Genomic DNA, 24,286 nt, shown 5'->3' with positions numbered 1-24,286 from the left:
CACTAAAAAAGGCTGTCTCAATTGAGACAGCCTTTTCGTTTGGTTATATTATTCTGATTTATTAATTGTTTCCGTAGATTTTAGCGTAAAGATCTTTATAAATTTCTTTAATGATTTTACGTTTTAGTTTTAAAGTTGGAGTAAGCTGTCCGCCATCAATAGACCAAACATCTGGAGTAAGTTCAAAACGTTTTACTTGCTCCCAGTGTCCGAATTTTTTATTGATGCTTTCCACTTCTTCATCAATGCGTTTAATTACTTCTGGATTTGCACTAATTTCTGCATCTGTATTTCCTAAAGTAATTTTGTGGATTTTTGCCCATTCTTTTACAAACTCAAAGTTTGGCTGAATAAAAGCTCCTGGCATTTTTTCACCTTCACCAATAACCATAATCTGCTCAATAAAACGAGATTGTTTCATGGCATTTTCAATCATTTGCGGCGCAATATATTTACCTCCTGAAGTTTTAAACATTTCTTTTTTACGATCTGTAATTTTTAAGAAACCTTCGCTGTCAATTTCTCCAATATCTCCTGTATGGAAATAACCGTCTATAACAGCTTCTGCAGTTTTCTCAGGATCTTTATAATAGCCTAACATTACGTTCGGGCCTTTTAATAAAATTTCTCCGTCCTCGGCAATTTTAACTTCGAGATTACGAATTGGTTTTCCGACAGTTCCAATTTTAAATCCTCTATTTCTTTGATCGTTTACGGCAATTACAGGAGACGTTTCAGTTAAACCGTAACCTTCCATAACCGGAATTTCTGCCGCAGCAAAAACTCTTGTCAAACGTGGCTGTAGAGCAGCACTTCCAGAAACCATCAAGTCTAAATTTCCGCCTAAACCTTCTTTCCACTTGCTGAAGATCAATTTACGGGCAATTTTTAACTGAAATTCATACCAAGCACCATTTGCTCCGTATGGTTCGTATTTTAAACCTAAATCGATAGCCCAGAAGAATAGTTTTTTCTTGATTCCTGTTAATTCGGCTCCTTTAGCATAAATTTTATCGTAAACTTTTTCTAAAAGTCTTGGTACAGCTGTAATTACAGTTGGACGTACTTCTTTTAAGTTATCACTGATTTTGTCAATAGATTCTCCAAAATAAACCGATACACCATAGTATTGATAGATGTACAAAATCATTCTTTCAAAAATATGGCAAATAGGCAAGAAGCTCAATGCAGTGCTTTTTCCTGGATCAAACGGAATTCTTGGCGAGCTGTCTAAAACATTCGACACAATATTTTTGTGCGAAAGCATAACTCCTTTTGGTCTTCCTGTGGTTCCAGAAGTATAAATAATTGTGGCTAAATCGTCAGTCTTAATGCTGTCTTTTCTGGCTTCAACTTCGCTTTGATTGCTTTTGTCTTCACCTAAAACCAATAAATCTGACCAATGTTTGCATCCCGCAATTTCATTAAAAGAATAAACCTCTTTTAAAGAAGGCACATTGGCTTTAATTGCATTTACTTTCTGTAAAACTTCTTCATCAGAAACAAAGCAATAAATACTGCCGCTGTGGTTTAAAATATATTCGTAATCTTCTTCTGCAATTGTTGGATAAATAGGAACATTTTGCGCACCAGTCTGCAAAATACCAATATCCATTATATTCCACTCAGTACGGTTATTTGAACTAATTAAAGCAATTTTATCATCTTTCTGAACGCCCATACGCAATAATGCTCTCGAAATAGCATTTGCTTTTGCAATATATTCCTCGCTAGATGTTTTTTCCCAGACTCCATTTTTTTTGGTTGCAAGAGCAACTGGAAGATTGTAAGTTTCTTGTTGATAATAGGGAAAATCAAAAAGGCGTGTGATTGAAACCATGTTTAATATATTGAATTTGATTGCAAATTAAATAAAATTTAGGTATGATTTTTTATTTAATGAAATTTTATGGGAAAATTTATAGAGACTATTAAAAATCAACGAAAACGTTTTCTTTTTGATAGGAAATTTTGTCAAAAATGAAGAAATATTTAATGGGAAGGTATCTTTTTTTTATTTACTGAACGTTGTAATCTTCATATTCTTTTACTCTTTCTCCCATTAAAAACATTTTTTTCTTGGCAAAATGAATAGAAAATTGAGAATAATACCATTCTTCGCTATCATTTGGTCTATACCAGAAAGTATAAGAGGCGCTATTGAATCCTTCTTTGAAAACAGGAACGCCTTCTTCTGTGCATTCTATTCCCCAATTGATTTTTTGTTTGCTTAAATCTTCGGCTTGAATAAAACCTGTGCCGTCTGGATTTAAAACTGTAATAGGCTGTTTTTGATTTAGAGGAGCATAAGTTCCCGGAACTGGATATCCGATAGTCGTAGTAATATAACGTTCCTTAGAATTGTGGGTAATTTGATCTACGTGAACTTGTGAATGTGATGTGGTAACAGCAAAGAATAAGCTGAAAGCAAAAAGTAATTTTAAAAATTTCATTCTATGTAGGTTTAAGTGTTTTTGGGCTGAAAAAATCGAGTGGCTGATTTTTTTCTGGGCGAATATAATCCATTTTTTTTATAGAATGCAGGCTTAAAAATACAAGAATGAAACTATTTGTTTTAGGTAAGTTTTTACTCCGTAGAAAACTGATTTTCGAGTAATTTTTCTTTAAAATCTGTAGTCTGTGATAATCTTTTTAATCTGTGACAAAAAAACGCCCGATAAAGTTCGGGCGCTTCTGGTAAAAATATATTTTTTAGTTTTTCTCAATCCATTTTCTGGCATTAACAAAAGCTTCGTGCCAAGGCGTAACCTCGTCATTTCTGTCTTTTGGATAATGCGCCCAGTTCCACTGGAAAGTAGAACGTTCAATGTGAGGCATCATTACTAAGTGTCTTCCTGTTTTATCACACATCATAGCTGTGTTGTAATCAGAGCCATTTGGGTTTGCAGGATAACCTTCGTAAGCATATTTAGAAACAATGTTATAGTTTTCTTCTGCTAAAGGCAATTTGAATTTACCTTCTCCGTGAGAAACCCAAACTCCTAAAGTACTTCCAGCAAGAGTTGACAACATAACCGAATTGTTTTCTTGAACAGTTACAGAAGTAAAGATACTTTCGTGTTTCTGGCTCTCGTTATGAAGCATTTTTCCGTGAACTTCGTGCTCTGGATTAATTACTTCCAATTCCATAAACAACTGGCATCCGTTACAGATTCCGACAGAAAGAGTATCTTCTCTTTTGAAGAAATTATCTAAAGCTGTTTTTGCTTTTTCATTGTATAAGAAAGCTCCAGCCCAACCTTTAGCAGAACCTAAAACGTCTGAGTTAGAGAATCCACCAACAGCTCCAATAAATTGAATATCTTCAAGCGTTTCACGACCAGAAATTAAATCCGTCATGTGAACGTCTTTTACGTCAAAACCTGCCAAGTACATAGCATTTGCCATTTCACGCTCAGAATTACTTCCTTTTTCACGGATAATAGCTGCTTTTGGTCTTGGTTTAGAATTGTCGATTTCTGGTTTCTTTCCTGTGAAATGTGTAGGGAAAGTATAATTTAAAACCTGATTTTTATAGTTTTCAAAACGTGCTTGAGCTCTTCCGTTTTTAGATTGTTTTTGATCTAATAAATAAGAAGTTTCAAACCAAACATCTCTATAAGTTGGGATGTCCAATTTCCAATTTCCAACTTCTAAAGTAGCTGTAGAAGTTACAGAACCGATTTTGAAGAATTCGATATTGTTAGCTTTCAATTTAGCTTCAACAGTTGCATCAGATTTAGCTTGGAAAACGATTCCGATGTTTTCCGCGAAAAGGATTTTCAATACGTCTTTTTCCGCGAAAGCGCTGAAATCAATTTTAGCACCCAAATTCACATCAGCAAAACACATTTCTAATAAAGTTGTGATTAAACCACCGCTTCCGATATCGTGACCTGCTAAAATTTGGCTTTCGCCGATTAATTCCTGAACTGTATTAAATGCATTTTTGAAGAAAGAAGCATCTTTAATGGTAGAAGTTTCGTTTCCGATTGCATTTCTGATTTGTGCAAAAGACGAACCTCCCAATTTGAAATCGTCCTGAGACAAATTGATGTAATAGATTGAATCTCCGTTTTTCTGTAAAACAGGTTCAACAACTTTTCTGATATCGGTACAGTTTCCTGCAGCTGAAATAATAACCGTTCCTGGCGCAATTACTTCATCATTTGGATATTTTTGTTTCATTGAAAGCGAATCTTTTCCTGTCGGAATATTGATTCCCAATTCAATTGCAAAATCTGAACATCCTTGTACCGCTTCGTATAAACGAGCATCTTCGCCTTCGTTTTTACAAGCCCACATCCAGTTTGCCGATAACGAAACTCCTTTTAGCTGATCTTTAATTGGAGCCCAGATAATATTTGATAACGATTCTGCGATAGCATTTCTAGATCCAGCAACTGGATCAATTAAAGCCGCAATAGGAGCGTGCCCGATGGAAGTTGCAATTCCTTCTTTTCCTAAATAATCTAGAGCCATAACGCCGACATTATTCAATGGTAATTGTAAAGGACCTGCATTTTGCTGTTTCGCCACTTTTCCTCCAACACAACGGTCAACTTTATTTGTTAACCAGTCTTTTGAAGCAACAGCTTCTAAACGTAAAACGTCTTTTAAATAGGTTTCGAAATCTGCTGCATTGTAAGCAACATCAGCATATTTTCTGTCAACTGTAGTATCAGTCATAACTGTTTTTGGAGAACTTCCGAAGAAATCTTCTAAAGCATAATCCATCGGTTTTGAACCGTTAGTTTTTGATTGGAAAGTAAAACGGTGATCTCCCGTTACATCTCCAACTTCGTACATTGGCGAACGCTCTCTGTCGGCAATTCTTTGCAACGTATCGATATCTTTTTGACCAATAACCAATCCCATTCTTTCTTGAGATTCGTTACCGATAATTTCTTTTGCAGAAAGAGTAGGGTCTCCAACAGGTAATTTATCTAAATCGATCAAACCTCCAGTTTCTTCCACTAATTCAGAAAGACAGTTTAAGTGTCCTCCAGCTCCATGATCGTGAATAGAAACAATTGGGTTATTATCGCTTTCTACCAAACCACGAATCGCGTTTGCAGCACGTTTTTGCATTTCAGGGTTTGAACGCTGAATGGCATTTAACTCAATTCCTGAACCGAAAGCTCCAGTATCTGCAGAAGAAACTGCAGCACCACCCATTCCGATTCTATAGTTTTCACCTCCAAGAATTACGATTTTATCGCCTTCTTTTGGTTTGTGTTTGATAGATTGATCTAATTTTCCGTAACCAATTCCACCTGCTTGCATGATTACTTTATCGTAACCAATTTTTCTGTTTTCTTCTTCGTGTTCGAAAGTTAAAACAGAACCTGTAATAAGCGGCTGACCAAATTTATTTCCAAAATCAGAAGCTCCGTTTGAAGCTTTGATTAAGATATCCATTGGCGTTTGGTACAACCATTTTCTTTCTTCAACTGCATTTTCCCATTTTCTGTCTTCTTTTAGACGAGAGTAAGAAGTCATGTAAACAGCAGTTCCAGCTAATGGCAAAGATCCTTGACCTCCAGCTAAACGGTCACGAATTTCTCCTCCAGAACCTGTTGCAGCACCGTTGAAAGGCTCAACTGTTGTTGGGAAATTGTGTGTTTCTGCTTTTAATGAGATTACAGAATCAAATTCTTTTATTTCGTAAAAATCAGGTTTATCAGCCGATTTTGGTGCAAATTGTTGCACTTTTGGCCCTTTTACAAAAGCAACGTTGTCTTTGTAAGCAGACACAATATCGTTAGGATTTTCCTGAGATGTTTTTTTGATTAATTTGAAAAGAGAAGTTTGTTTTTCTTCTCCGTCGATCACAAATGTTCCGTTGAAGATTTTGTGACGACAGTGCTCTGAGTTTGCTTGAGAGAAAGCAAAAATCTCAGAATCAGTTAATTTTCTTCCTAGTTTAGTCGAAAGATTGTTTAAGTATTCTACTTCTTCTTCGCTTAAAGCTAAACCTTCTACTTTGTTGTAAGCAGCAATATCATCAATTTCTAGAATTGGTTCTGGCTGAATGTTGATAGTGAAGATTTCTTGATCTAATTCGTTGAATTTTTGAGAAAGCATTGGATCAAAATCAGTAAAATCTTCCGTTGCAGGATGAAATTCCTCGATTCTGATAATGCCAGAAATTCCCATGTTTTGAGTAATTTCTACAGCATTTGTACTCCAAGGTGTAATCATGGTTGCGCGAGGCCCAACAAAGAAACCTGTCAATGCAGATTTTTCGATCTTACTCGCATCGGCAAAAAGCCAGTTTAATTTTGAAATGTCTTGAGCTGAAATTTCGTTTTGCGTTTGTACGGCAAAAACAGTTTTGCTTTGGTTTTCAAAGAAATGGATCATTTGTGTAGTTTGTTGTATTGAGCTGCAAATTTAATGTAAATAAATAGTAAGCGCAAATTTGAAAACCATCTCTTTTCAAAAAAAATGAAATTGCTTTTTTCTTGCATTTTTTCTACCAAAAAGACGCAATATCAAGAGGTTTCGGTCCTTCGAGAAATTTAATGTTTTATTAAAATTTCTTTTTTGATATGTTCTGTAATATTAAACTTTTAGAAAGGAAAAAATCAAAAATAAAACGGCACAATTTTGACGTTTACAATAGGGCAATTTTGCAAAATTTACGAAATGCAGAAAGTGATGAAAAATACATTTCTAAAGAAAAATCTTTCACAGATTATGAAAAAAGCGGCAATTTGTCGCTTTTTTGGTTGATGAAAATCTAATTTTTAATTAATAATGACCTTTTTAAATGCTGTTTTTTCTCCTTTTATAATTTTAATAATGTAGATTCCTGTTGAAAGATTATGTACCGAAACTTCTGGAGAAGTCGTATTTTGTTTTTCGAATACTTTTTGACCAGAGAATGAGAAAATTTCAGCCGAATAAGGACTATCTACAATTCCTGGCTGAATATTGAAATTTCCATTAGAAGGGTTTGGGTAAATTGCAATTTCGTCTGCAATGACTTCTTCTTCGATTTCAGCAGCCTGAACCATTTTGCTTGCTAAGTTGTTGCAAGTGTCTTGTGAATAGGAATCCCATTGTGCACTTAAATTGAATGTTGTGCTAGGAGAAGTCACAGTCGATTTTCTTCTTAATGTAACATCTATCGCAAAATTGGCTGTTCCGCCATTGAAAGTTCCAATAATGTCAATTAGAACGCCATTTTTGAATAAACCTACAGCATCATTTCCATTAAAAGTCAGTTCGGTTGCAGTGGTCGAAATATTGGCAGCACTTGTAGAAAAACAACTTGATGACATAGAACTGTTTACAATTACAAATTTGCTTCCAGTTGTTAAAGTTCCGCTCAATGCTAAACCTGTACTCCAAGAACCTGCGCCATTTGTCTGTTTTTTGATTGTATAGGCAGATAAATTAACAGAAGCTCCAGTATTGTTTGCAATTTCTAAAGCTTTGTTATTTCCAGAACCTTCAATGTATTCAGAGAAAAGTAGATCGGTTGCAGTTCCGGTTCCGTTGCTATTGGTTGTAACTGAAATCGTATTGCTTGAAGCCGAAGTATTTCCAACTGCATCTTTTGCTTTTACATAAATAGAATAAGCTGTTGAAGCAGTCAAACCTGTAATTGTTGTGGTGGTACTAGAAACTGTTGTTTTTAAAACACTATTGGCATAAACCTCATAACCCGTAACTGCTACATTATCTGTAGAAGCTGTCCACGAAAGCGTAATTGAAGTGGCTGTTTTTGATGTTGAAGCCAAGCTCGTTGGTGCAGTTGGTGCTTGAGTATCTCCAGATGGAGTTCCGCCCCAAATTTGATTTACATATTCTGGATGATCAATAAATGGATTTCTATTGTTTTGTCTTGCATAAACGGCATTGTTTCTAGCGATTTCTCTTGCGCTTACAGGATCCTGCGCGTGCCAAGCCAAAAGCATATTTAAAAAAGCGGTTGTAAAAACTTGGTTGCTTGTGCCATTAAACATAGCATAAGAATAACCCGCAACCGTGTTTTCGTATCGAGTTGCAAAATAGAAATACATTCGAGCAATATCGCCTTTAAAGTCATTGATTGGCTCGAAAACAGTCCCCGAATATCCAGAAACGGCACTTGATCCTAATTTGCTTCCGTTTTGAGAAGTATAGGTTGCGGAACTTACATTTCCGTGCGGATAATTGGAACGTATTCCGTTTACTTTTCCATCAGTTGGAGTTATGAAATGCGCATCGGAAACCATTGGTGACTGCTCGCTAAAAACAGATTGCGGAATAATATGTTCTCTATTGTAGCAATCTCCTTCTACAGAATAATTCCCGCATCTTTGAGTGGTTCCCGTTGTGTAAGTGTATGGATCTGTTCCTGATGGATTTTCAGAATACATGTCTAATATGGTTCCGTCGTTTTCATAGAAATTATCAACGTCAGAAGTTTGGTAAGTGGTGTACAATCCAGCATAACCGTTATCTGTATGGCCTTTTATAATATTGTACAATTGAGTTTTTAAAGTGTAGCCCGTTCCCGTTGCAGTGCTGTAATATTCTGACGGAATTTGAGCAAAACCAATTGCAGTAAACATCAATAACAGTAAAAAGTAGTTTTTCTTCATAATTAATAGTTTTAAGATTTGGTTGAGAAAACTATTTTAAAAACTTGATTTTTAAGTTTTTAAAAATGTATTATAACAAATCTACTACTTTTATGAATGCGTTGCGTTAAGTGATGTTTAATTTTGGATATATTTTCTTACGAGTTTTTTTTTGCCACGAAGGCACTAAGACGCAAAGTTTTTTTTAGAATTTCTTTGTCAAGTTTTCTCGCAAAGTCGCTAAGTCGCAAAGTTTAATTTTAAGCAAAACAAAATCTTTGCGACTTCGCGACTTTGCGAGATTAAAAACTTTGTGTCTTAGCGCCTTCGTGGCAAAACCATTATTTAGGGAAATCCTGACTCTGATAAGCTCCCAAATCTGGTGGAGAAGTTCTTGTAATTTCTAAAATATCTGTTGGAATTATATAGGCCTGATTCCCTTTCGCGAAAGCGGCAGAAGTTTTATCAATATTAAACTTATTCTGAGAAACATTATAAAACTTCGGATTTTCATTCAGAATAATGTTGTTATAATGTTCCGTATCAGTTTTGAACTGATAATCTGGGTTTGTTGTCGAACTGCTGAATTTTAAAAGACAATTGTTTAACTGATAAACAAATGGCGTGTTAGTATTTTTGCTCAAATTAAATTCGTTGGTATTTGAGCCGTAAATAATGCAATTGTTGAAAGTAGCCTGTGTCAACGGATTGGTTTCTGGCGTTGCTCCAGCCAAAGAATTGCTTAAGCTCACAGAAAATTGTGAAGCTGTAGGCCAATTATTGTTGAAAGTGCAATGCGTGAATTGATAGTTTCCGCCATAAACGCAAGCCAAGCTTGATAGTCCAGCATAATTAATCACTATATTTTCTCCGACAATTTGAGCATTTTGAGCCGAAATTCCGTATTCAGCACAATTGTAAATCTGCGAGTTTTTAATTTCTATTGTGATTGAAGGACTTCTAAAATCTAAACCAATAACAGCATTTTTTAAAGTCAAATGATTAATCGAATGATCGGCGCTCCCTTTTTCAAAAATAACCGATTTCCATTGTCCTGGAATGTCAGAATAAAGCGATTCTAAACGATCGCCTTCAAAAATAACTTCGTTTTCTAATTTATCACTTGTTGAAGCTGTTCCATTTATTTCTAGAGAAGCATTTTTGCTAACATACAAGCCAGAATTAGCGTGAAAATGAACTCTTGTGCCGGCTTCAAAAATCACGGTTTTATCTTCTGGAACTCCAGCATAACCATAAATAACGTACGGTTTGTCATTTGTAAAAAGAAGCTCATTTCCGTTTGTAGGATCATTTTCATTTAAATAAAATCCGTCAACATCTTTTCCGTCAATTTTGATTTTTTCTTTGGTTCCGTCAGGATTTTGATTTGGATATAAAAAAACAGCGTCTTGAATTAAAGTAACCAGCGCCACTTCTTGCAGATTGGCTCCGCTGTCAAATTGAATTTCGTCTGTATATAAAAAATCATCAGGATTTGCGTCTGTGATATCTGCCGTTGTCTCTATAAAAATGTACAAACTGTCTTTTGCTAAAAGTGTAACATTTTGAAAAATTTTCCCGTTGTTGCCCGTCATTCCATCAACAGTCATTCTATATTTAGAATTCAAACCTTTTTTAAATTGCACAATCGGAATCGAAATGTCATTTTTACTTTGGTTGTAAACTTTTAATTGATACGTGCTTGAGCCAATATTTTTAAAAACAGTATCCAAATAAACCGTGTCTTTTGAGAACTTTAAATCTCCTGTGCTGGCAACGGTATCAAAGTCAGTTCTGCAAGAACTGAAAGTTATAATTATTCCGAAAATGAAGAGTATAAAGTATTGACGCATTTAATTTCTTTTTTAGCCACTAATTCACGAATTTTTATTTGAAATAATTCGTGAATTAGTGGCGAATAAATTGTAGATAAAAAACCTTTTCAATCTGTGTATCCCGATAGCTATCGGGAGTGGCAAAAAGCTAAAGATTGATTTGGATTGTTTTTGTAAAAATAGCAAAAAACTGACAAGTTCATAATTGATTTTTAATTTTAGAATCCGATTTTTCGATTTGTGTCTTATCTTTCTTTAATTTTACGTTTTTAAAGTTTATTTTAATGAATTATACAAAAGAACAGATTTTAGCGCGCTGTAATGAGTTTTCTAAAAACACATTAATGGAAACGCTGAAAATTGAATATATCGACGCCGGAGAAGATTTTTTAACTGCAAAAATGCCTGTAAATCCAAGCGTTCATCAACCAATGGGATTATTGCACGGCGGCGCTTCTGTAGCTTTGGCAGAAAGTGTTGGAAGTGCAGCTTCTTTCTTTTTTATCAATCCGAAAGAGCAGGAGGTAAGAGGTATTGAAATCTCGGCAAATCATCTAAAAAGTATTCGTGAAGGTTATGTTTTTGGTACTGCCAGAATTATCCACAAAGGAAGAAGTCTTCATCTTTGGGAAATTAAAATTACTGATGAAGCAGGAAACTTGGTTTCGCTTTGCAAATTGACTAATATGGTTTTGGAAAGAAAGAAAAGTGAATAAATTATGAATGCATTGTTCTTAAAAATTAAAAATCATAAAGAACAAAATTTACCCTTTGTGCTTTATTCAAAACCCAATTCAGAAAACTACATTGGGATTTTACAGCAAAATAATAATTTAAATACGGTTTCTGATTACAGCGAAAAAGGATTTGTTTTTGCTTCTTTTGATGAAAAACAATTGATCCTAATTCCAGAAAGTGAATCGGAAGTTATTACTGCTAATAAAGAAGAAACCTCATTTGCTCCAATAGAAATTGATGATTTGAGTTTTGATTCTGAAGCTAAATTTCAATATGAATATTTAGTAGCTCAGGGAATTCAGGCCATCAAAAATGAAGAATTCAAAAAAGTAGTTTTATCAAGAAGTGAAGAAGTGCCTTTGGCTGAATTTGATTGTATTGAAACTTTTCAGCACTTGGTTCAGTTATATCCAGCCACTTTTTGTTATTGCTTCTTTCACCCAAAAATAGGGCTTTGGATGGGAGCCACACCAGAAAAACTGCTAAAAGCAAACGGAAATGTTTTTGAAACCATGGCTTTGGCGGGAACACAGAAAGATAATCTGCAAACGGAAATTGTTTGGCAGCAGAAAGAAAAAGACGAGCAGCAATTTGTGACTGATTTTATTGTAAAACGCCTTCGAGAATTTACGGCTTCTGTAGTGGTTTCTGAACCTTACAGTTTGAAAGCAGGATCGATTTGGCATATTAAAACGGATATTTCGGGTGTTTTAAAAGATAATTCAACTTTAGAAGAAGTTATCGATACTTTGCATCCTACGCCAGCCGTTTGCGGACTTCCTAAAAAGAAATCGAAAGCATTTATTTTGGAAAACGAAAATTACGATAGAACTTTCTATACGGGTTTCTTAGGCGAATTAAACAGCACATTTGCAGGAAATAATGCAAGTTCTGATTTATTTGTAAATTTACGATGCATGCAGATTCAGGAAGAAAAAGCAATTCTGTATATGGGTTGCGGCATCACAAAAGAAAGCATTCCGGAAAAAGAATGGGAAGAAAGCGTCAACAAATCAATGACGATGAAAAGAGTATTGAAAATAACTTAAAAATATGTTTACAGTCGCAGTCACAGTTTTCAGTTTTGCTGAGACTGAATACTGCGACTGTCAACTGTGACTTAAATATAGATAATGAAACTAGACATATTAGCCTTTGGCGCGCATCCAGACGATGTAGAATTGGGTTGTGCCGGAACCATTTTAAAAGAAGTATCACTTGGTAAAAAAGTAGGTATTGTAGATTTAACTCGTGGTGAGTTGGGAACTCGTGGAACTGCGGAAACTAGAGATCAGGAAGCAAAAGATGCAGCGGAAATTTTAGGAGTCGTTGTACGTGAAAATTTACGCATGCGTGATGGTTTTTTTGTAAATGACGAAAAGCATCAATTAGAGGTCATTAAAATGATTCGTAAATATAAACCTGAGATTGTTTTATGCAATGCAATTGACGATCGCCACATTGATCACGGAAGAGGAAGCAAACTCGTTTCTGATGCTTGCTTTTTGTCTGGTTTGATGAAAATCAAAACTTCGATTGATGGCGAGGCACAAGAAGCTTGGAGACCAAAAGTAGTATATCATTATATTCAATGGAAAAACATTACCCCAGACTTCGTTGTGGATATTACAGGTTTTGAAGAAAAGAAAGTGGAAGCGATTATGGCTTACAAAACTCAATTTTATGATCCTAATTCGAATGAACCTGCAACGCCAATTACGAGTAAAAACTTTTTTGAGAGCCTAAATTATCGTGCGCAAGACCTAGGAAGACTAGTTGGGAAAGATTTTGCAGAAGGTTTTACAGTTGAAAGATGTTTGGCTGTCAATAGCTTAGAAAATTTGATTTAATTTTTATAAAAATTTTTCATTTTTTTCTTTGTAGAACTCAACCTTTGTTCTATATTTGCACTCGCTAAGCAGAAAAATGGTGGTTGTAGCTCAGCTGGTTAGAGTAGCGGTTTGTGGTGCCGCGGGTCGCCGGTTCGAACCCGGTCAGCCACCCAGATTTAAAGCCTTGAAGAAATTCAAGGCTTTTTTTGTTTTCTGACGAAAACTAAAAAAGTAAAATTCCAATTTTTGAAATTCCAAATTCCAACTCACTACAGTTTGAAATTTGGAATTTTTTATTTGTATCTAATCTCAAAGAGTTTGGAGTTTGGGTTTTAGAATATTGGAAATTAAAAAAGCACAACTGTTAAGTTGTGCTTTTCTTGTGGTTATTATATTTGGTTTATGTATTATCGAATTTCTTCAAATGTAGTGCCTTGTGTAATGTCACCTGTTTTATAACCTTTTTTAAACCAATACATTCTTTGTTCTGAAGTGCCGTGTGTAAAAGAATCGGGAACAACGTGTCCTTGCATTTTGCTTTGAATGGCATCGTCTCCAACGGCACTAGCTGCACTTAATGCTTCTTCAATATCTCCTGCCTCAAGTTTTTCCTGATTGTCGTGAGCCCAGACTCCTGCATAAAAATCTGCTTGCAACTCTAAAGCTACGGATAATTTATTAGCTTCGGCTTCACTTTTTCCCTGCTGTTCCTGGCGCATTTTTGAAGACGTTCCCATCAAAGTTTGTATATGGTGGCCAATTTCATGGGCTATTACATAAGCTATGGCAAAATCACCTCCTTTTGCACCAAATTTGGTTTTCAATTCTTCAAAAAAGTCCAAATCCATATACACTTTACGATCACCAGGACAATAAAACGGCCCAGAGGCCGAAGATGCTCCACCGCAGGCTGTTTGTACGGCTCCTTTAAAAAGTACTAATTTTGGTTTTTCATAAGTCATGCCATGTTGCGTAAAAATTTTTGTCCATGTATCTTCATTATAAGCTAGCATTGCCCTAACAAAATTCCCCATTTCTTCGTCTTCTTTGCTTAATGGGGCAGCGGCTTCAGTCTGCTGGCCTTGTCCGCCTTGCATTTGTTCTAAAATAGGAGCTATCTGCTGACCTGTTTCACCTCCAAAAAGGTTCAGAAGTAAAACAATAATACCAATTACGCCACCACCAATTATGGCTTTACCGCCACCAGAGATAGATCTTCGATCTTCTACATTATCACTTTGTCTGCTGCCTTTCCATTTCATATTGAATTGTTTTTTGTTTTTGTTTGAAACGTTGTACGAATTTATAGATTTTTTATGATAAATTTTAGAGTAAAGATATTTATGTTTAGTTTTCGGACGCAGTCTTCACTCTCAGCAAATAGTGTGTGACTGAAAACTGCAACTGAGACTAAAAACTAAAAATTACCTAGCCATTTAATTAAAGCCTCTTCAACACTTCCTTTCATAATTGGTTTAGAAATGTAATCGTCCATTCCGGCAGAAATACATTTGTTGCGTTCTTCTTTTTCTGCACCTGCGGTAACAGCAATTATTGGAACATCTCGTCCTTTTTTAGTATTTCTGATTGCCTTGGCAGTTTCATATCCATTCATAATCGGCATCTGAATATCCATAAAAATTATGGTTGGATTAATTTGTTCAAATTGCTGAATGGCTTCATAACCGTTTTCACATTCGAAAATAAAAGCGTTGTTGTAAAGATTTTTTATAATGGTCTTAAGAAGAAGCATGTTTACTTTGTTGTCTTCAACAATTAGAAAAGTAATATTGCTGCCGTTTGTTTCAATTTCATCAGAATCAAGATTGATATTTAAACTTTTAAGTTCTGCATTGTATTTGTCATTAATGCTTTGGTTACTCGTTTTTAAATTCAGATCAAAGAAAAAAGTGCTTCCTTCATCAATTTTGCTTTCTAGCTGTAAACGGCTTTCCATTAAAGCTAATAATTGATTGGATATGGTTAAACCAAGTCCAGTTCCTCCAAATTTTCTAGTCGTAGAGCTGTCTTCCTGAGAAAAGGCTTTGAAAATCTTCTGTTGATTTTTTTCCAAAATGCCAATGCCTGTATCAATTACAGCAAAGCGAATCACGCAGTTGTTGTTGTGTTTTTTTTCTAAAACGGAAACATTTAATTTGATGGAACCTTCAATTGTAAATTTAACCGCATTAGAAAGCAGATTAATCAAAATCTGTTTCAGACGGACAATATCGGTCCAGATATATTTTGGAACTTCAGGGTCAATATTCAATTCAAGTTCGAGATTCTTCTTATTGGATTCGTAGACAATTAAATCAAAGACTTGCCCTAAGATTTTTTTGAGATCATATAAATCAATAAAGAGCTCTAATTTTCCAGCTTCAATTTTTGAGAAATCTAAAATGTCATTAATAATTTCAAGAAGAGAATGAGCCGATTGGTTAATTGTCGTCATATATTTTTCTTGAATTTCCTCTAAATCTGTTTTCATTAATAAATGTGTAAAACCAATAATTCCGTTTAGAGGAGTTCTAATTTCATGCGACATATTGGCTAAAAAGTCAGATTTTGATTTGTTTGCTGCTTCGGCCAATTGTTTGGCTTTTATAGCGTCTTCGATTTCTTTTTTGCTTGTAATATCAAAATAGATTCCGCCAACAAATTCAATTTCATCATCTCGCTTAATTACGTCTCCAAATTCTTCTATCCAAATATACTCGCCGCTCTTGCGCTTAATGCGGTATACATTATGCAAAGGCATTCCGTTTTGGAGATTATCGATTTGATTGTTAATTACTTCTTCTTTGTCTTCAGGATGAATTAACGATAGAAAAGACAAATTATTTTCAATAAATTCGGATTTTGAATATCCAGTAAGGTTCGAAACCTCGTCGTTTAAGAATATTTTGGTTGAGAAAGCATCAAATTTCGATAAATACACCGTTCCAGGAATGTTGTTGGCAATCAATTTGAATTTTTCTTCACTTTCGATAATTTTAGTTTCATTTCGGTTTCTTTCTAATGCAGACGAAATATTATTGGCCAAAACCTGAAAGATATTAATTTCATCTTCAGACCATTTTCTTTCCGTCGTACAATCATCAAAACCAATGAAACCAGTAAAAATATCATTTATGTAAATCGGTAAAATTAAAATTGACTGAATTTCGTTATCGATCAGAAGCTTTTTGAAAAAACCGTCATTAAGATTTCGAGTTAGCGTATTTAGGATTTTTCTCTGCGATGCCGCATCATAAATCTCTCGCAGATTTTCTTCGGTCATAGAACGCAAAGGTGTAATCTGATGTGTAACCCCTTCGCGAGACCATTTGTATTTTTGGCTTACAGTATTGTAAATGGCATCTTTTTCGTAGTAATACATATGATCTACTTTGGCTGCTTTTCCAATAATGTTGTAGGTTTCCTCAAACATCTGATGTGTGGTTTTGCTTAGCAGGAATTTTTCGGTACATAAAGAAAGTGCAGACAAAAGCTGGCTTTTAAGCTGTAATTTTCTTTCTGCTTCCAATCGCATTTGTGAGGAAATGGCAAGCGAAATTACATCTGAGATAGTTCTTGCATAATTAATGTCTTCATTATCCCATTCGCGTTTTTGTTCGGTGCTTTCAAAGCAGACCACACCTGCCAATTGTCCCGTTAGGAAAATAGGAACATCCAACATCGATTTTATGTTGTTTTTTGTAAAGTAAAGTTTTTGAAATTCAGATGTTTCTAATTTGTTGAATACATCTGGAGCATTTATAATCGCTTTGTTGTTCAGTGTTTCAAAATAAATAGGATAGGACTCTTTCTTTAAAATGCTTTTATCGTTTAAGCTTTGATTGTCAAGGCTAAAAAGATTTTTACAGGTAATGAGATCGTTGTCATATTTCCAAAAACTTACACGATTGACGTCGCTAATTGTGGCTGCTTCTTTTAGTATTAAATCAATAATGGTGTTTAATTCATTGTATTTGCTAAAGTCCGTAGTCGATAATTTTTTGGTCGAATTATTGTAAGCTTCAATTTTTTTAAGACGCTTTTTTTTCTCATTTTCGATATTCTTTTTTTCAGTAATATCTCTTGCAATGCCAGAAAAACCAGTCGTTAATCCCAGATCATTTTTACGTACAATGATCTTTTGCGAAATCCATACTTCTTCGCCATTTTTCTTCAGAACTGGAATTTCGATAATGGGATAATTATTTTCATTCAGCACTAAATTTTCATAAAAATCTACAGCACTAGTAATATAATGTTCATGAATAAAATTGGAATAATGTTTTTTAATGATTTCATTTTCAGTGTAACCAAGAATCGAAAAACCAAATTCATTCATAAAAGTAAAATATCCTTCTGCATCAATTTCAAAAATAATATCGGTTGCGGTCTGAATTAGATTTTTGTATTGGTCCTGAACGATAATCTGCTCTGTAACATCTTGCCCAATACTAATTATTAAATCTTCTGAGAACTTTTTATCTTTCCATTGGATGTATTTGTATTCGCCAATTTTTGTTTTTAATTTTCTGATGTACAGCTTGTTTTCGTGGTTTTTAATGGGGTCTAATTTTTCTTCTGAATCTTGGGTTAGCTCCCAGAATTTTAATCCCATCACTTCATCAGGCAGATATCCTAAAATGGGAGTAATGGTTTCACTGCAAAAAAGAATTTCGCTTTTTTGATTTGAGGCTATGGTAAGCGAATTGCCTTTGTGAACTATTTCATTTGCAAACCTAAAATTGTCACGATTGTTTAATAAGACAGCATATTTAACTTGATTTATAATGAAAATTAGGATGCAGAAATTAAGCAATAAAATAGAAGACTTTATTGGGATAAGATGAAATAATAAAGTAGCAATTAAAAAGGTAAATGTTAAACCAACAAAAGACCAATAAATTTTTATGGGTTTGAGAATGTTGTACGAAAAGAAAAATGAGATCAGGAAAACAATTATAGGTACTACGTCATTTCGTAAGGTGACAATATTATAGGCGACATAACTGATATAAATAAAAAAACAGGAAATAAAAATCTGCTGGATTTTATCTCTCACCCATTTGATTTTGTTTGTTATCACGTAAATAATCAGAACAAAAATACCAATCAGGACATTTACCAATAAAAGGCTTTTGGGTCTGATTTTGAAAATTTCATTGATGATTTCGATAACAATTACCGCAATACCGAAAAATAGAATATAAAGTTGGTATTCTTTGCTTACGGTTTCCTGCTCTTTCTTTTTTTCAATGAAATACCCAATTTTAGCTTTAATTTTAAAAAACTGGTAAACTAAGAGCGAAAGAAAGGCAATAAGCGATAATCCTAAAACAACAAGTTTATGATTGTTGTAATAAATGATATCAGAATTAAACACATACCATCCGGTCATAATTGACTCAAAGGCACTTCCGCTGGCAGAAATTCCTGAGATAACCGAATTGAAAAAACTACAGTTTGCGGCCATAGAATTTGGGTATGTTGGTTAAGTAAATAGCGTTTTGAGAATTCTTAAAAAGAAGTGGTTAGGTTCTTTATAATTAAGAATTTTCTATTTTAATCTACATTGTATTTTCCGATTGAATCAATTGAATCTTCTTCTTCAGAATGTGTTCCAAAAATGGCAAAATATGTAGCATATTGCATTGAACTATTAAAAACCGCAGTAAATATTACTCCTACACAGCATGCCACAAGTCCTACCAAAGCACCTAAAAAACCTATGATAAAAAATGCGAATATGTTTAGTGGATTTTTAGTAACTATGATAATGCTTGCTTTCAAGGATTCTATTGCTGTCAAATTCCCAAAAATAATTAGAGGAGTTGACAAATAAACAAAATAAGATATAATGTAGGGAATTGCAAATGCAATAAGTTCTCCAAATGGAATATTTAAACTTCTAATTAAATTTGAAAGCAAGTTTCCTGTAATAGCCGTGATAATAGCTGCGACGAAAATCTGTGCAAAATATTTTCCTTTGTAATAGTAGAACATCGTAGAGACATTAAATTCAATGTCTTTATCTGCAGAATCTGCCATTTTTAAAAATCCTGCACCAAAAGGAGCTATTAATGCTGCTAACAAAGAAAATCCAATAGTTTGAACTAAAAGCTCAACACCTGTGAAATTTTGATTTGTGAATTCCTTTAGATAATCTTGCTTTAGGCTCTCGATTCCAAAATAGGCGATCAATATTCCCATATATGCCATCACAATGATAATGGCTAAGACCAAAATGATAAGTCCCGAATAAAGAGCTATTTTTTTATAGTTTTCGAAAGCGTGATTGAAAACGGAAGAAAAATCAAGGGAAAAGCCATTTTTTTTAATGTCCTCAATTTGGTCAAGTGTAGATTTCATTTATATTTATAATTGTTTTATAGACTTATAACATTTTTAAAGGTATCTTGACGTAAATATAATATTTTTAATCAATACCATATAAAAATCTACAAAACATTGCGAAATGTTTTTAACTGATTTATAGCCAGTCTAAAATTCGTTTTATCGAAGCCAATTTATCTTTGTAAGGCGCATAGCGCATAGGCAAATCAAGCCAATTTCCTTTTTTCACAATTGCTTTATGATGAGAGAATGTATCGAAACTTCGTTTACCGTGATAAGCGCCAATTCCGCTATGGCCGACACCACCAAAAGGCAGTCTATTATTAGAAAAATGAACAACAGTATCGTTGATACAACCGCCTCCAAAGGAGTATTTTGAAATTAATTTCTTTGTAAATGAATTATTTTCGCTAAAAATATAAAATGAAAGAGGTTTCTCATAGCGGCTGACAACCTTTTCGATGTCATTTTCATTTTCATAAACCAGAATAGGCAGAATTGGGCCAAAGATTTCTTCTTTCATAACTGGACTGTCCAAATCTGGCTCTTCAAGAAGTGTTGGCGCAATATAAAGTTTGTTGGCATCACTTTCTCCGCCAAATAAAATATGTTCGTCTTGAATCATATTGGTGAGTCGGTACCAGTTTTTTGTATTTATAATTCGCGCAAAATCAGGAGATTTGTCAATTTTCTTGCCGTAAGCTTTAATGATTTCTTCAATTAAGTAAGAAATAAAATTAACCTTCATATTTTTCTGAATCAAAATATAATCGGGTGCAATGCAAGTCTGACCGGCATTAATGAATTTTCCCCAGACAATTCGTTTTGCGGCAAGTTTTAAGTTGGCAGTTTCATCAACAATACATGGGTTCTTCCCGCCTAATTCCAAAATAACTGGAGTTAAATTTTCTGCTGCCACTTTTGCAACAATTTTACCTACAGCAACGCTTCCAGTAAAGAAGATATAATCCCAACGCTGTGCAAGCAATTTATTAGAAACTTCGATTCCGCCTTCATAAACTTCGACGTGATTAACATGAAAAGTTTTTTCTATAATTTTTGCAATTATGGCCGAGGTATGAGGTGTAAGTTCAGAAGGTTTTAAAACCACTCTATTTCCTGCAGCAACCGCAGCAATCAACGGACATAAAGCAAGCTGAAAAGGATAATTCCAAGGCGCTATAATCAATACATCTCCATAAGGTTCTTTATAAAGATAATCGCTAGAAGGAAAATTTAAAAGTGAAGGAAAAACGCGTTCAGGTTTGGCCCATTTATTAATGTTTTTTATAACATCTTTGAGTTCTGAAATGACATAATTGGTTTCGGTCAAAACAGCCTCGAACTCAGGTTTTTTAAAGTCATCGTATAAAGCTTTTACGATTAAATCTTCGCTTTTTTGAATATTATACAATAACTTTTTTAGAGTTTCCTTTCGATATCCGATGTTATTTTTATAATCCATTTTCCGATTAACTTGAATTTTCCCTATGCAAGTTAATTGATAAAATTTAAAAATTTAACAATTAAATCATAAAAATCATACAGCATTCCAAATTGGGTCGTCTGGTGTCGGCGCGACAATCGTTATGTTTTCTTTAGAAACAGGATGCACAAAAGTTAGTTTTCTGGCATGAAGATGAATTCCGCCGTCTGGATTGCTTCGGTCTGCGCCATATTTTAAATCTCCTTTTATGGGCGAACCAATGGCACTTAATTGAGCACGAATCTGATGATGACGTCCTGTATGCAAATTGATTTCGAGCGCCGTATAATTTTGAAGTTCTTTGATAATCGTATAATCTAAACTGGCTAATTTGCTATCAGGCACCTCTTTTGAATGTGCTTTTGAAGTATTATTTTTTTCGTTTCGTTTTAAATAATGAACCAATTTTGCTGATGCTTCACGTGGTTTATTCTTTACGACAGCCCAATAGGTTTTTTTAGTTTCACGATTGCTGAACAACTCATTCATTCGCGATAAAGCTTTACTAGTTCTCGCAAAAACCACAATTCCAGTTGTAGGTCGATCCAAACGATGAATCACACCCAAGAAAACATCACCAGGTTTGTTGTATTTTTCTTTGATATATTCTCTCACAACATCAGACAAAGGTTTATCGCCTGTTTTATCGCCTTGAACAATATCGCCCACACGCTTATTAACCACAATGATGTGATTGTCTTCGTGAAGTACTTGTAAATTATCTTTGGTGGAAACAATTTTCATATTAGACTTGCTTAGATTTTTAGACATACTTAGACTTCTTAGATTTTGACTGATTCTTTTGATTTTATAATAACGTCGCTCTAAATCGGGATGTCATTTTAGTGATTTCTTCCAGTAAGTTAATTAGTTCAGTTGTACTTTCTTCATTTATAAATCCTAAATCAGATGAAATTAAAAGTTGTGTTTCAACTTCATAGGCTGATCCGATAGCAATTTCTAAAAATCTAGCAAAATCCTTATTTGAATTTCTTGAAGAGCCCTCTGCAATATTTGAAGGGATTGATACAGAAGCTCTTCTTAATTGATTTATTATTCCAAATTTTTCTTCACTAGGAAATGTGGCTGTTACAGAATAAATTTTAGAACAAAATGATCTGCTTTTCTTCCAGATCAAAAGCTCTTTAAATTGATGCATGGCTTAAATTATTGATAGTTTTGGCAGAAGCTCAAGATTTCAAAAAATTAGACTTCTTAGAATTTTGCGCAATTAAATGAATTTAAGTGCAATATCTAAGAAGTCTAAGTATGTCTAAAAATCTAAGCCAGTCTGATTTTAATATTGTTCACTAGCATTCGGGAAATCACTAGACTTAACATCAGCAGCATATTGGCTGATTGCTTTTGTCATTTCTTCGTAAAGATTTAAGTAACGGCGCAAGAAACGTGGACTGAATTCGTTGTTCATTCCTAACATATCATGGATTACTAAAACCTGACCGTCAACGCCACCTCCAGCACCAATTCCGATAACAGGAATAGAAATACTGTCTGCTACTTTTTTAGCAAGAGCTGCTGGGATTTTTTCCAAAACGACAGCAAAACATCCTACTTTTTCAAGCATTTGAGCATCTTCAATTAATTTCTCAGCTTCTTCTTCTTCTTTAGCGCGAACTGTGTAAGTTCCGAATTTATAGATAGATTGAGGAGTTAATCCTAAATGTCCCATTACTGGAATTCCGGCATTTAATATTTTTTTGATAGACTCTTTTATTTCTTTTCCGCCTTCCAATTTCACAGCATGCGCACCACTTTCTTTCATGATTCTGATAGAAGAACGTAAAGCTTCTTTTGAATCTGATTGATAACTTCCGAAAGGCAAGTCAACTACAACTAAGCCTCTTTCTACAGCGCGAACTACAGAAGAAGCATGGTAAATCATCTGATCTAAAGTAATAGGCAGAGTAGTTTCATGACCAGCCATTACGTTTGATGCCGAATCACCAACTAAAATTACATCGACACCAGCGGTATCAACAATTTTCGCCATTGTATAATCATACGCAGTTAGCATAGAGATTTTTTCTCCATTGCTTTTCATTTCAATTAATGACTTTGTTGTGATTCTTTTATAATCTTTTTTTGCTACAGACATTTTATTGTTTTTTTGATAATGTAAAAGTATTGAATAATTGTAAAAGGGGAATCAGCAATAATAGAATATTTCGACAGAAAATAGTTTTCCGTCTTTAAATTCTAATCGGAATTGGCTGTCTTCCATTATGATACTGTAAATGTGGGCCGATTTTAGAGAAGCTTCAATATAAGTTCCATATTTTTCAATGAAAGCTTTTTCAGACAGCGTATGATCTAAAATAGCGTTTTGATTTATAATAAATTTGTTGTTTTCGTTGATGAAAACTTTAATGATTTCTCCCCGCTTTTGTTTTTCATCAACAGAAATTTCCAAATCTGGATAGTAGTAAAATAAATCACTCAAATAAATGCCGCATTCGTCTGAAATACGAGTTTTTTTGGGAGGATTTCCCATCGTTTTAATTAAATCTGCCAGCGAAATGTTAACCGATTTTGTTTTAAAACCTTTTAAAGAATAATGGGATTTTTGAGTAAAGGCAATAATCTGTTCTGATAATTTATGATTGGCCAGACCTTTGGCTAATGCCATATTCAATTCTGTTTCGCTAAGTAATTTAGGATCGTTTAGCTGTTTTACAACTTCATAGTATCTCTGATAAGCAGGAATTAATTTAGAATAATCACTGTTCCATGCCAATTCTACAATTCTTTCGCTAACTGTTTTACGTTCGTTAAGCGCGTTTGCATCAAGTTTATCGAAATCTTTCAATAAAGCATCAAAGTTTGGTCTAAGGCCAAGAAATTTTCTCAGTGTATATTTAGAATATTCTTCGTTAAAAATTCCGCTGATATTTACCCATTCATCAGGATTTACAGGAAGATAGTTTACTGCAACAGGATCTCCTGTAAATAAAATTTCTCTGATTTTTGAACTTTTATCGGGCAAAGCTCTTGCTTTCAGTCCAGCTGCAAGAACAAAAAGATGATTGCCACCGTAATAAGCATCGCCACCTTCCAAAATAGGATTTTTGGGATCTTTAATTTTTACATCTTTTGCGTTAAGGCTGTTTGCAATAAACTTTTCTTGCACATAACCTTCGTTCAAATTATCAGCTTGTATTTTGTACCAGCCATTTTGATTTTCAGATAATAAGCGAACTTCAGCTCCATATTTAAAATACCCTAAAAAATCGGCAGATGCATTCGGAGAAATAAATAATCTTGTATCAGAATTTAAAAAATAACGTTCTTGAGAATGAAGTAAAATAGAACAGAAAAAGAGTAAAAGGTAAAGTTTTTTCATGTAAATGGTTGGTTTTTTTCTGCCACGAATTACACCAATTTTTTTTGAGTAATTGAGTAAAATTTAATTCGTGCTAATTTGTGTAATTTGTGGCAAACCTTAAAAAG

16 protein-coding genes and 1 tRNA gene are annotated in these 24,286 nt (G+C 34.2%); 4 read left to right on the top strand and 13 right to left on the bottom strand.

Annotation, left to right across the window (positions count from 1 at the left end):
* Positions 1 to 61: 61 nt before the first annotated feature.
* The 5 genes from BLP44_RS12060 to BLP44_RS12035 all read right to left on the bottom strand — a co-directional run bounded on the left by BLP44_RS12060 (position 62) and on the right by BLP44_RS12035 (position 10,429).
* Positions 62 to 1,840, bottom strand: a complete 1,779-nt coding sequence (locus BLP44_RS12060; protein WP_091133234.1) for an AMP-dependent synthetase/ligase — start codon at positions 1,838 to 1,840, stop codon at positions 62 to 64.
* A gap of 178 nt (positions 1,841 to 2,018) precedes the next feature.
* Positions 2,019 to 2,453, bottom strand: coding sequence for a hypothetical protein (locus BLP44_RS12055; protein ID WP_008468558.1), 435 nt, complete (start codon positions 2,451 to 2,453; stop codon positions 2,019 to 2,021).
* A 259-nt stretch (positions 2,454 to 2,712) separates the two neighbouring features.
* The gene (gene purL / locus BLP44_RS12050) at positions 2,713 to 6,366 is read right to left on the bottom strand and encodes a phosphoribosylformylglycinamidine synthase (RefSeq protein ID WP_091133232.1); all 3,654 of its coding nucleotides are present in this window, start codon (positions 6,364 to 6,366) and stop codon (positions 2,713 to 2,715) included.
* A gap of 386 nt (positions 6,367 to 6,752) precedes the next feature.
* Positions 6,753 to 8,597, bottom strand: a complete 1,845-nt coding sequence (locus BLP44_RS12040) for an endonuclease (protein WP_091133228.1) — start codon at positions 8,595 to 8,597, stop codon at positions 6,753 to 6,755.
* 320 nt (positions 8,598 to 8,917) lie between these two features.
* Complete coding sequence (locus BLP44_RS12035; protein ID WP_091133226.1) at positions 8,918 to 10,429, bottom strand: hypothetical protein; 1,512 nt, start codon at positions 10,427 to 10,429, stop codon at positions 8,918 to 8,920.
* A 266-nt stretch (positions 10,430 to 10,695) separates the two neighbouring features.
* On the opposite strand from BLP44_RS12035, the gene BLP44_RS12030 reads away from it, so the two are divergent.
* From BLP44_RS12030 to BLP44_RS12015, 4 genes are all read left to right on the top strand, one after another.
* The gene (locus BLP44_RS12030) at positions 10,696 to 11,127 is read left to right on the top strand and encodes a PaaI family thioesterase (protein WP_091133225.1); all 432 of its coding nucleotides are present in this window, start codon (positions 10,696 to 10,698) and stop codon (positions 11,125 to 11,127) included.
* A 3-nt stretch (positions 11,128 to 11,130) separates the two neighbouring features.
* On the top strand, positions 11,131 to 12,198 hold the full coding sequence (locus BLP44_RS12025; RefSeq protein ID WP_091133223.1) for a chorismate-binding protein: 1,068 nt from the start codon (positions 11,131 to 11,133) through the stop codon (positions 12,196 to 12,198).
* An 84-nt stretch (positions 12,199 to 12,282) separates the two neighbouring features.
* On the top strand, positions 12,283 to 12,999 hold the full coding sequence (bshB1, locus tag BLP44_RS12020) for a bacillithiol biosynthesis deacetylase BshB1 (RefSeq protein ID WP_091133221.1): 717 nt from the start codon (positions 12,283 to 12,285) through the stop codon (positions 12,997 to 12,999).
* A gap of 79 nt (positions 13,000 to 13,078) precedes the next feature.
* Positions 13,079 to 13,152: transfer RNA gene (locus BLP44_RS12015), tRNA-His, on the top strand.
* A 236-nt stretch (positions 13,153 to 13,388) separates the two neighbouring features.
* Here the strand turns inward: BLP44_RS12015 and ypfJ are convergent.
* From ypfJ to BLP44_RS11975, 8 genes are all read right to left on the bottom strand, one after another.
* Entirely contained in the window at positions 13,389 to 14,243 is an 855-nt protein-coding gene (gene ypfJ, locus BLP44_RS12010; RefSeq protein WP_091133218.1) for a KPN_02809 family neutral zinc metallopeptidase, read from the bottom strand.
* 155 nt (positions 14,244 to 14,398) lie between these two features.
* Complete coding sequence (locus BLP44_RS12005) at positions 14,399 to 18,451, bottom strand: PAS domain S-box protein (protein ID WP_091133216.1); 4,053 nt, start codon at positions 18,449 to 18,451, stop codon at positions 14,399 to 14,401.
* A gap of 89 nt (positions 18,452 to 18,540) precedes the next feature.
* Positions 18,541 to 19,347, bottom strand: coding sequence for a hypothetical protein (locus tag BLP44_RS12000; RefSeq protein WP_066033993.1), 807 nt, complete (start codon positions 19,345 to 19,347; stop codon positions 18,541 to 18,543).
* Positions 19,348 to 19,468: 121 nt separating this feature from the next.
* On the bottom strand, positions 19,469 to 20,797 hold the full coding sequence (locus tag BLP44_RS11995) for an aldehyde dehydrogenase (RefSeq protein ID WP_091133214.1): 1,329 nt from the start codon (positions 20,795 to 20,797) through the stop codon (positions 19,469 to 19,471).
* Positions 20,798 to 20,872: 75 nt separating this feature from the next.
* Complete coding sequence (locus tag BLP44_RS11990) at positions 20,873 to 21,562, bottom strand: RluA family pseudouridine synthase (RefSeq protein ID WP_091133212.1); 690 nt, start codon at positions 21,560 to 21,562, stop codon at positions 20,873 to 20,875.
* A gap of 64 nt (positions 21,563 to 21,626) precedes the next feature.
* A complete protein-coding gene (locus tag BLP44_RS11985; protein ID WP_091133210.1) occupies positions 21,627 to 21,977 on the bottom strand; it encodes a four helix bundle protein in 351 nt (116 codons plus the stop codon).
* A 138-nt stretch (positions 21,978 to 22,115) separates the two neighbouring features.
* Positions 22,116 to 22,934: a 3-methyl-2-oxobutanoate hydroxymethyltransferase gene (panB, locus tag BLP44_RS11980; RefSeq protein WP_066033997.1), complete on the bottom strand. Its 819-nt coding sequence runs from the start codon at positions 22,932 to 22,934 to the stop codon at positions 22,116 to 22,118.
* A gap of 51 nt (positions 22,935 to 22,985) precedes the next feature.
* A complete protein-coding gene (locus tag BLP44_RS11975; protein ID WP_091133208.1) occupies positions 22,986 to 24,179 on the bottom strand; it encodes an SH3 domain-containing protein in 1,194 nt (397 codons plus the stop codon).
* Between the last annotated feature and the right edge of the window lie 107 nt (positions 24,180 to 24,286).

It is taken from the genome of Flavobacterium anhuiense (genome assembly GCF_900101855.1).
Classification (GTDB): domain Bacteria; phylum Bacteroidota; class Bacteroidia; order Flavobacteriales; family Flavobacteriaceae; genus Flavobacterium; species Flavobacterium anhuiense.
This window is presented reverse-complemented; position numbering and strand designations above follow the sequence as displayed.

What these genes read in the sequence shown, in the direction of transcription:
- BLP44_RS12060 (WP_091133234.1), bottom strand. Translation starts at nt 1,840, where the DNA reads ATGGTTTCAATCACACGCCTTTTTGATTTTCCCTATTATCAACAAGAA.
- BLP44_RS12055 (WP_008468558.1), bottom strand. Translation starts at nt 2,453, where the DNA reads ATGAAATTTTTAAAATTACTTTTTGCTTTCAGCTTATTCTTTGCTGTT.
- purL (WP_091133232.1), bottom strand. Translation starts at nt 6,366, where the DNA reads ATGATCCATTTCTTTGAAAACCAAAGCAAAACTGTTTTTGCCGTACAA.
- BLP44_RS12040 (WP_091133228.1), bottom strand. Translation starts at nt 8,597, where the DNA reads ATGAAGAAAAACTACTTTTTACTGTTATTGATGTTTACTGCAATTGGT.
- BLP44_RS12035 (WP_091133226.1), bottom strand. Translation starts at nt 10,429, where the DNA reads ATGCGTCAATACTTTATACTCTTCATTTTCGGAATAATTATAACTTTC.
- BLP44_RS12030 (WP_091133225.1), top strand. Translation starts at nt 10,696, where the DNA reads ATGAATTATACAAAAGAACAGATTTTAGCGCGCTGTAATGAGTTTTCT.
- BLP44_RS12025 (WP_091133223.1), top strand. Translation starts at nt 11,131, where the DNA reads ATGAATGCATTGTTCTTAAAAATTAAAAATCATAAAGAACAAAATTTA.
- bshB1 (WP_091133221.1), top strand. Translation starts at nt 12,283, where the DNA reads ATGAAACTAGACATATTAGCCTTTGGCGCGCATCCAGACGATGTAGAA.
- ypfJ (WP_091133218.1), bottom strand. Translation starts at nt 14,243, where the DNA reads ATGAAATGGAAAGGCAGCAGACAAAGTGATAATGTAGAAGATCGAAGA.
- BLP44_RS12005 (WP_091133216.1), bottom strand. Translation starts at nt 18,451, where the DNA reads ATGGCCGCAAACTGTAGTTTTTTCAATTCGGTTATCTCAGGAATTTCT.
- BLP44_RS12000 (WP_066033993.1), bottom strand. Translation starts at nt 19,347, where the DNA reads ATGAAATCTACACTTGACCAAATTGAGGACATTAAAAAAAATGGCTTT.
- BLP44_RS11995 (WP_091133214.1), bottom strand. Translation starts at nt 20,797, where the DNA reads ATGGATTATAAAAATAACATCGGATATCGAAAGGAAACTCTAAAAAAG.
- BLP44_RS11990 (WP_091133212.1), bottom strand. Translation starts at nt 21,562, where the DNA reads ATGAAAATTGTTTCCACCAAAGATAATTTACAAGTACTTCACGAAGAC.
- BLP44_RS11985 (WP_091133210.1), bottom strand. Translation starts at nt 21,977, where the DNA reads ATGCATCAATTTAAAGAGCTTTTGATCTGGAAGAAAAGCAGATCATTT.
- panB (WP_066033997.1), bottom strand. Translation starts at nt 22,934, where the DNA reads ATGTCTGTAGCAAAAAAAGATTATAAAAGAATCACAACAAAGTCATTA.
- BLP44_RS11975 (WP_091133208.1), bottom strand. Translation starts at nt 24,179, where the DNA reads ATGAAAAAACTTTACCTTTTACTCTTTTTCTGTTCTATTTTACTTCAT.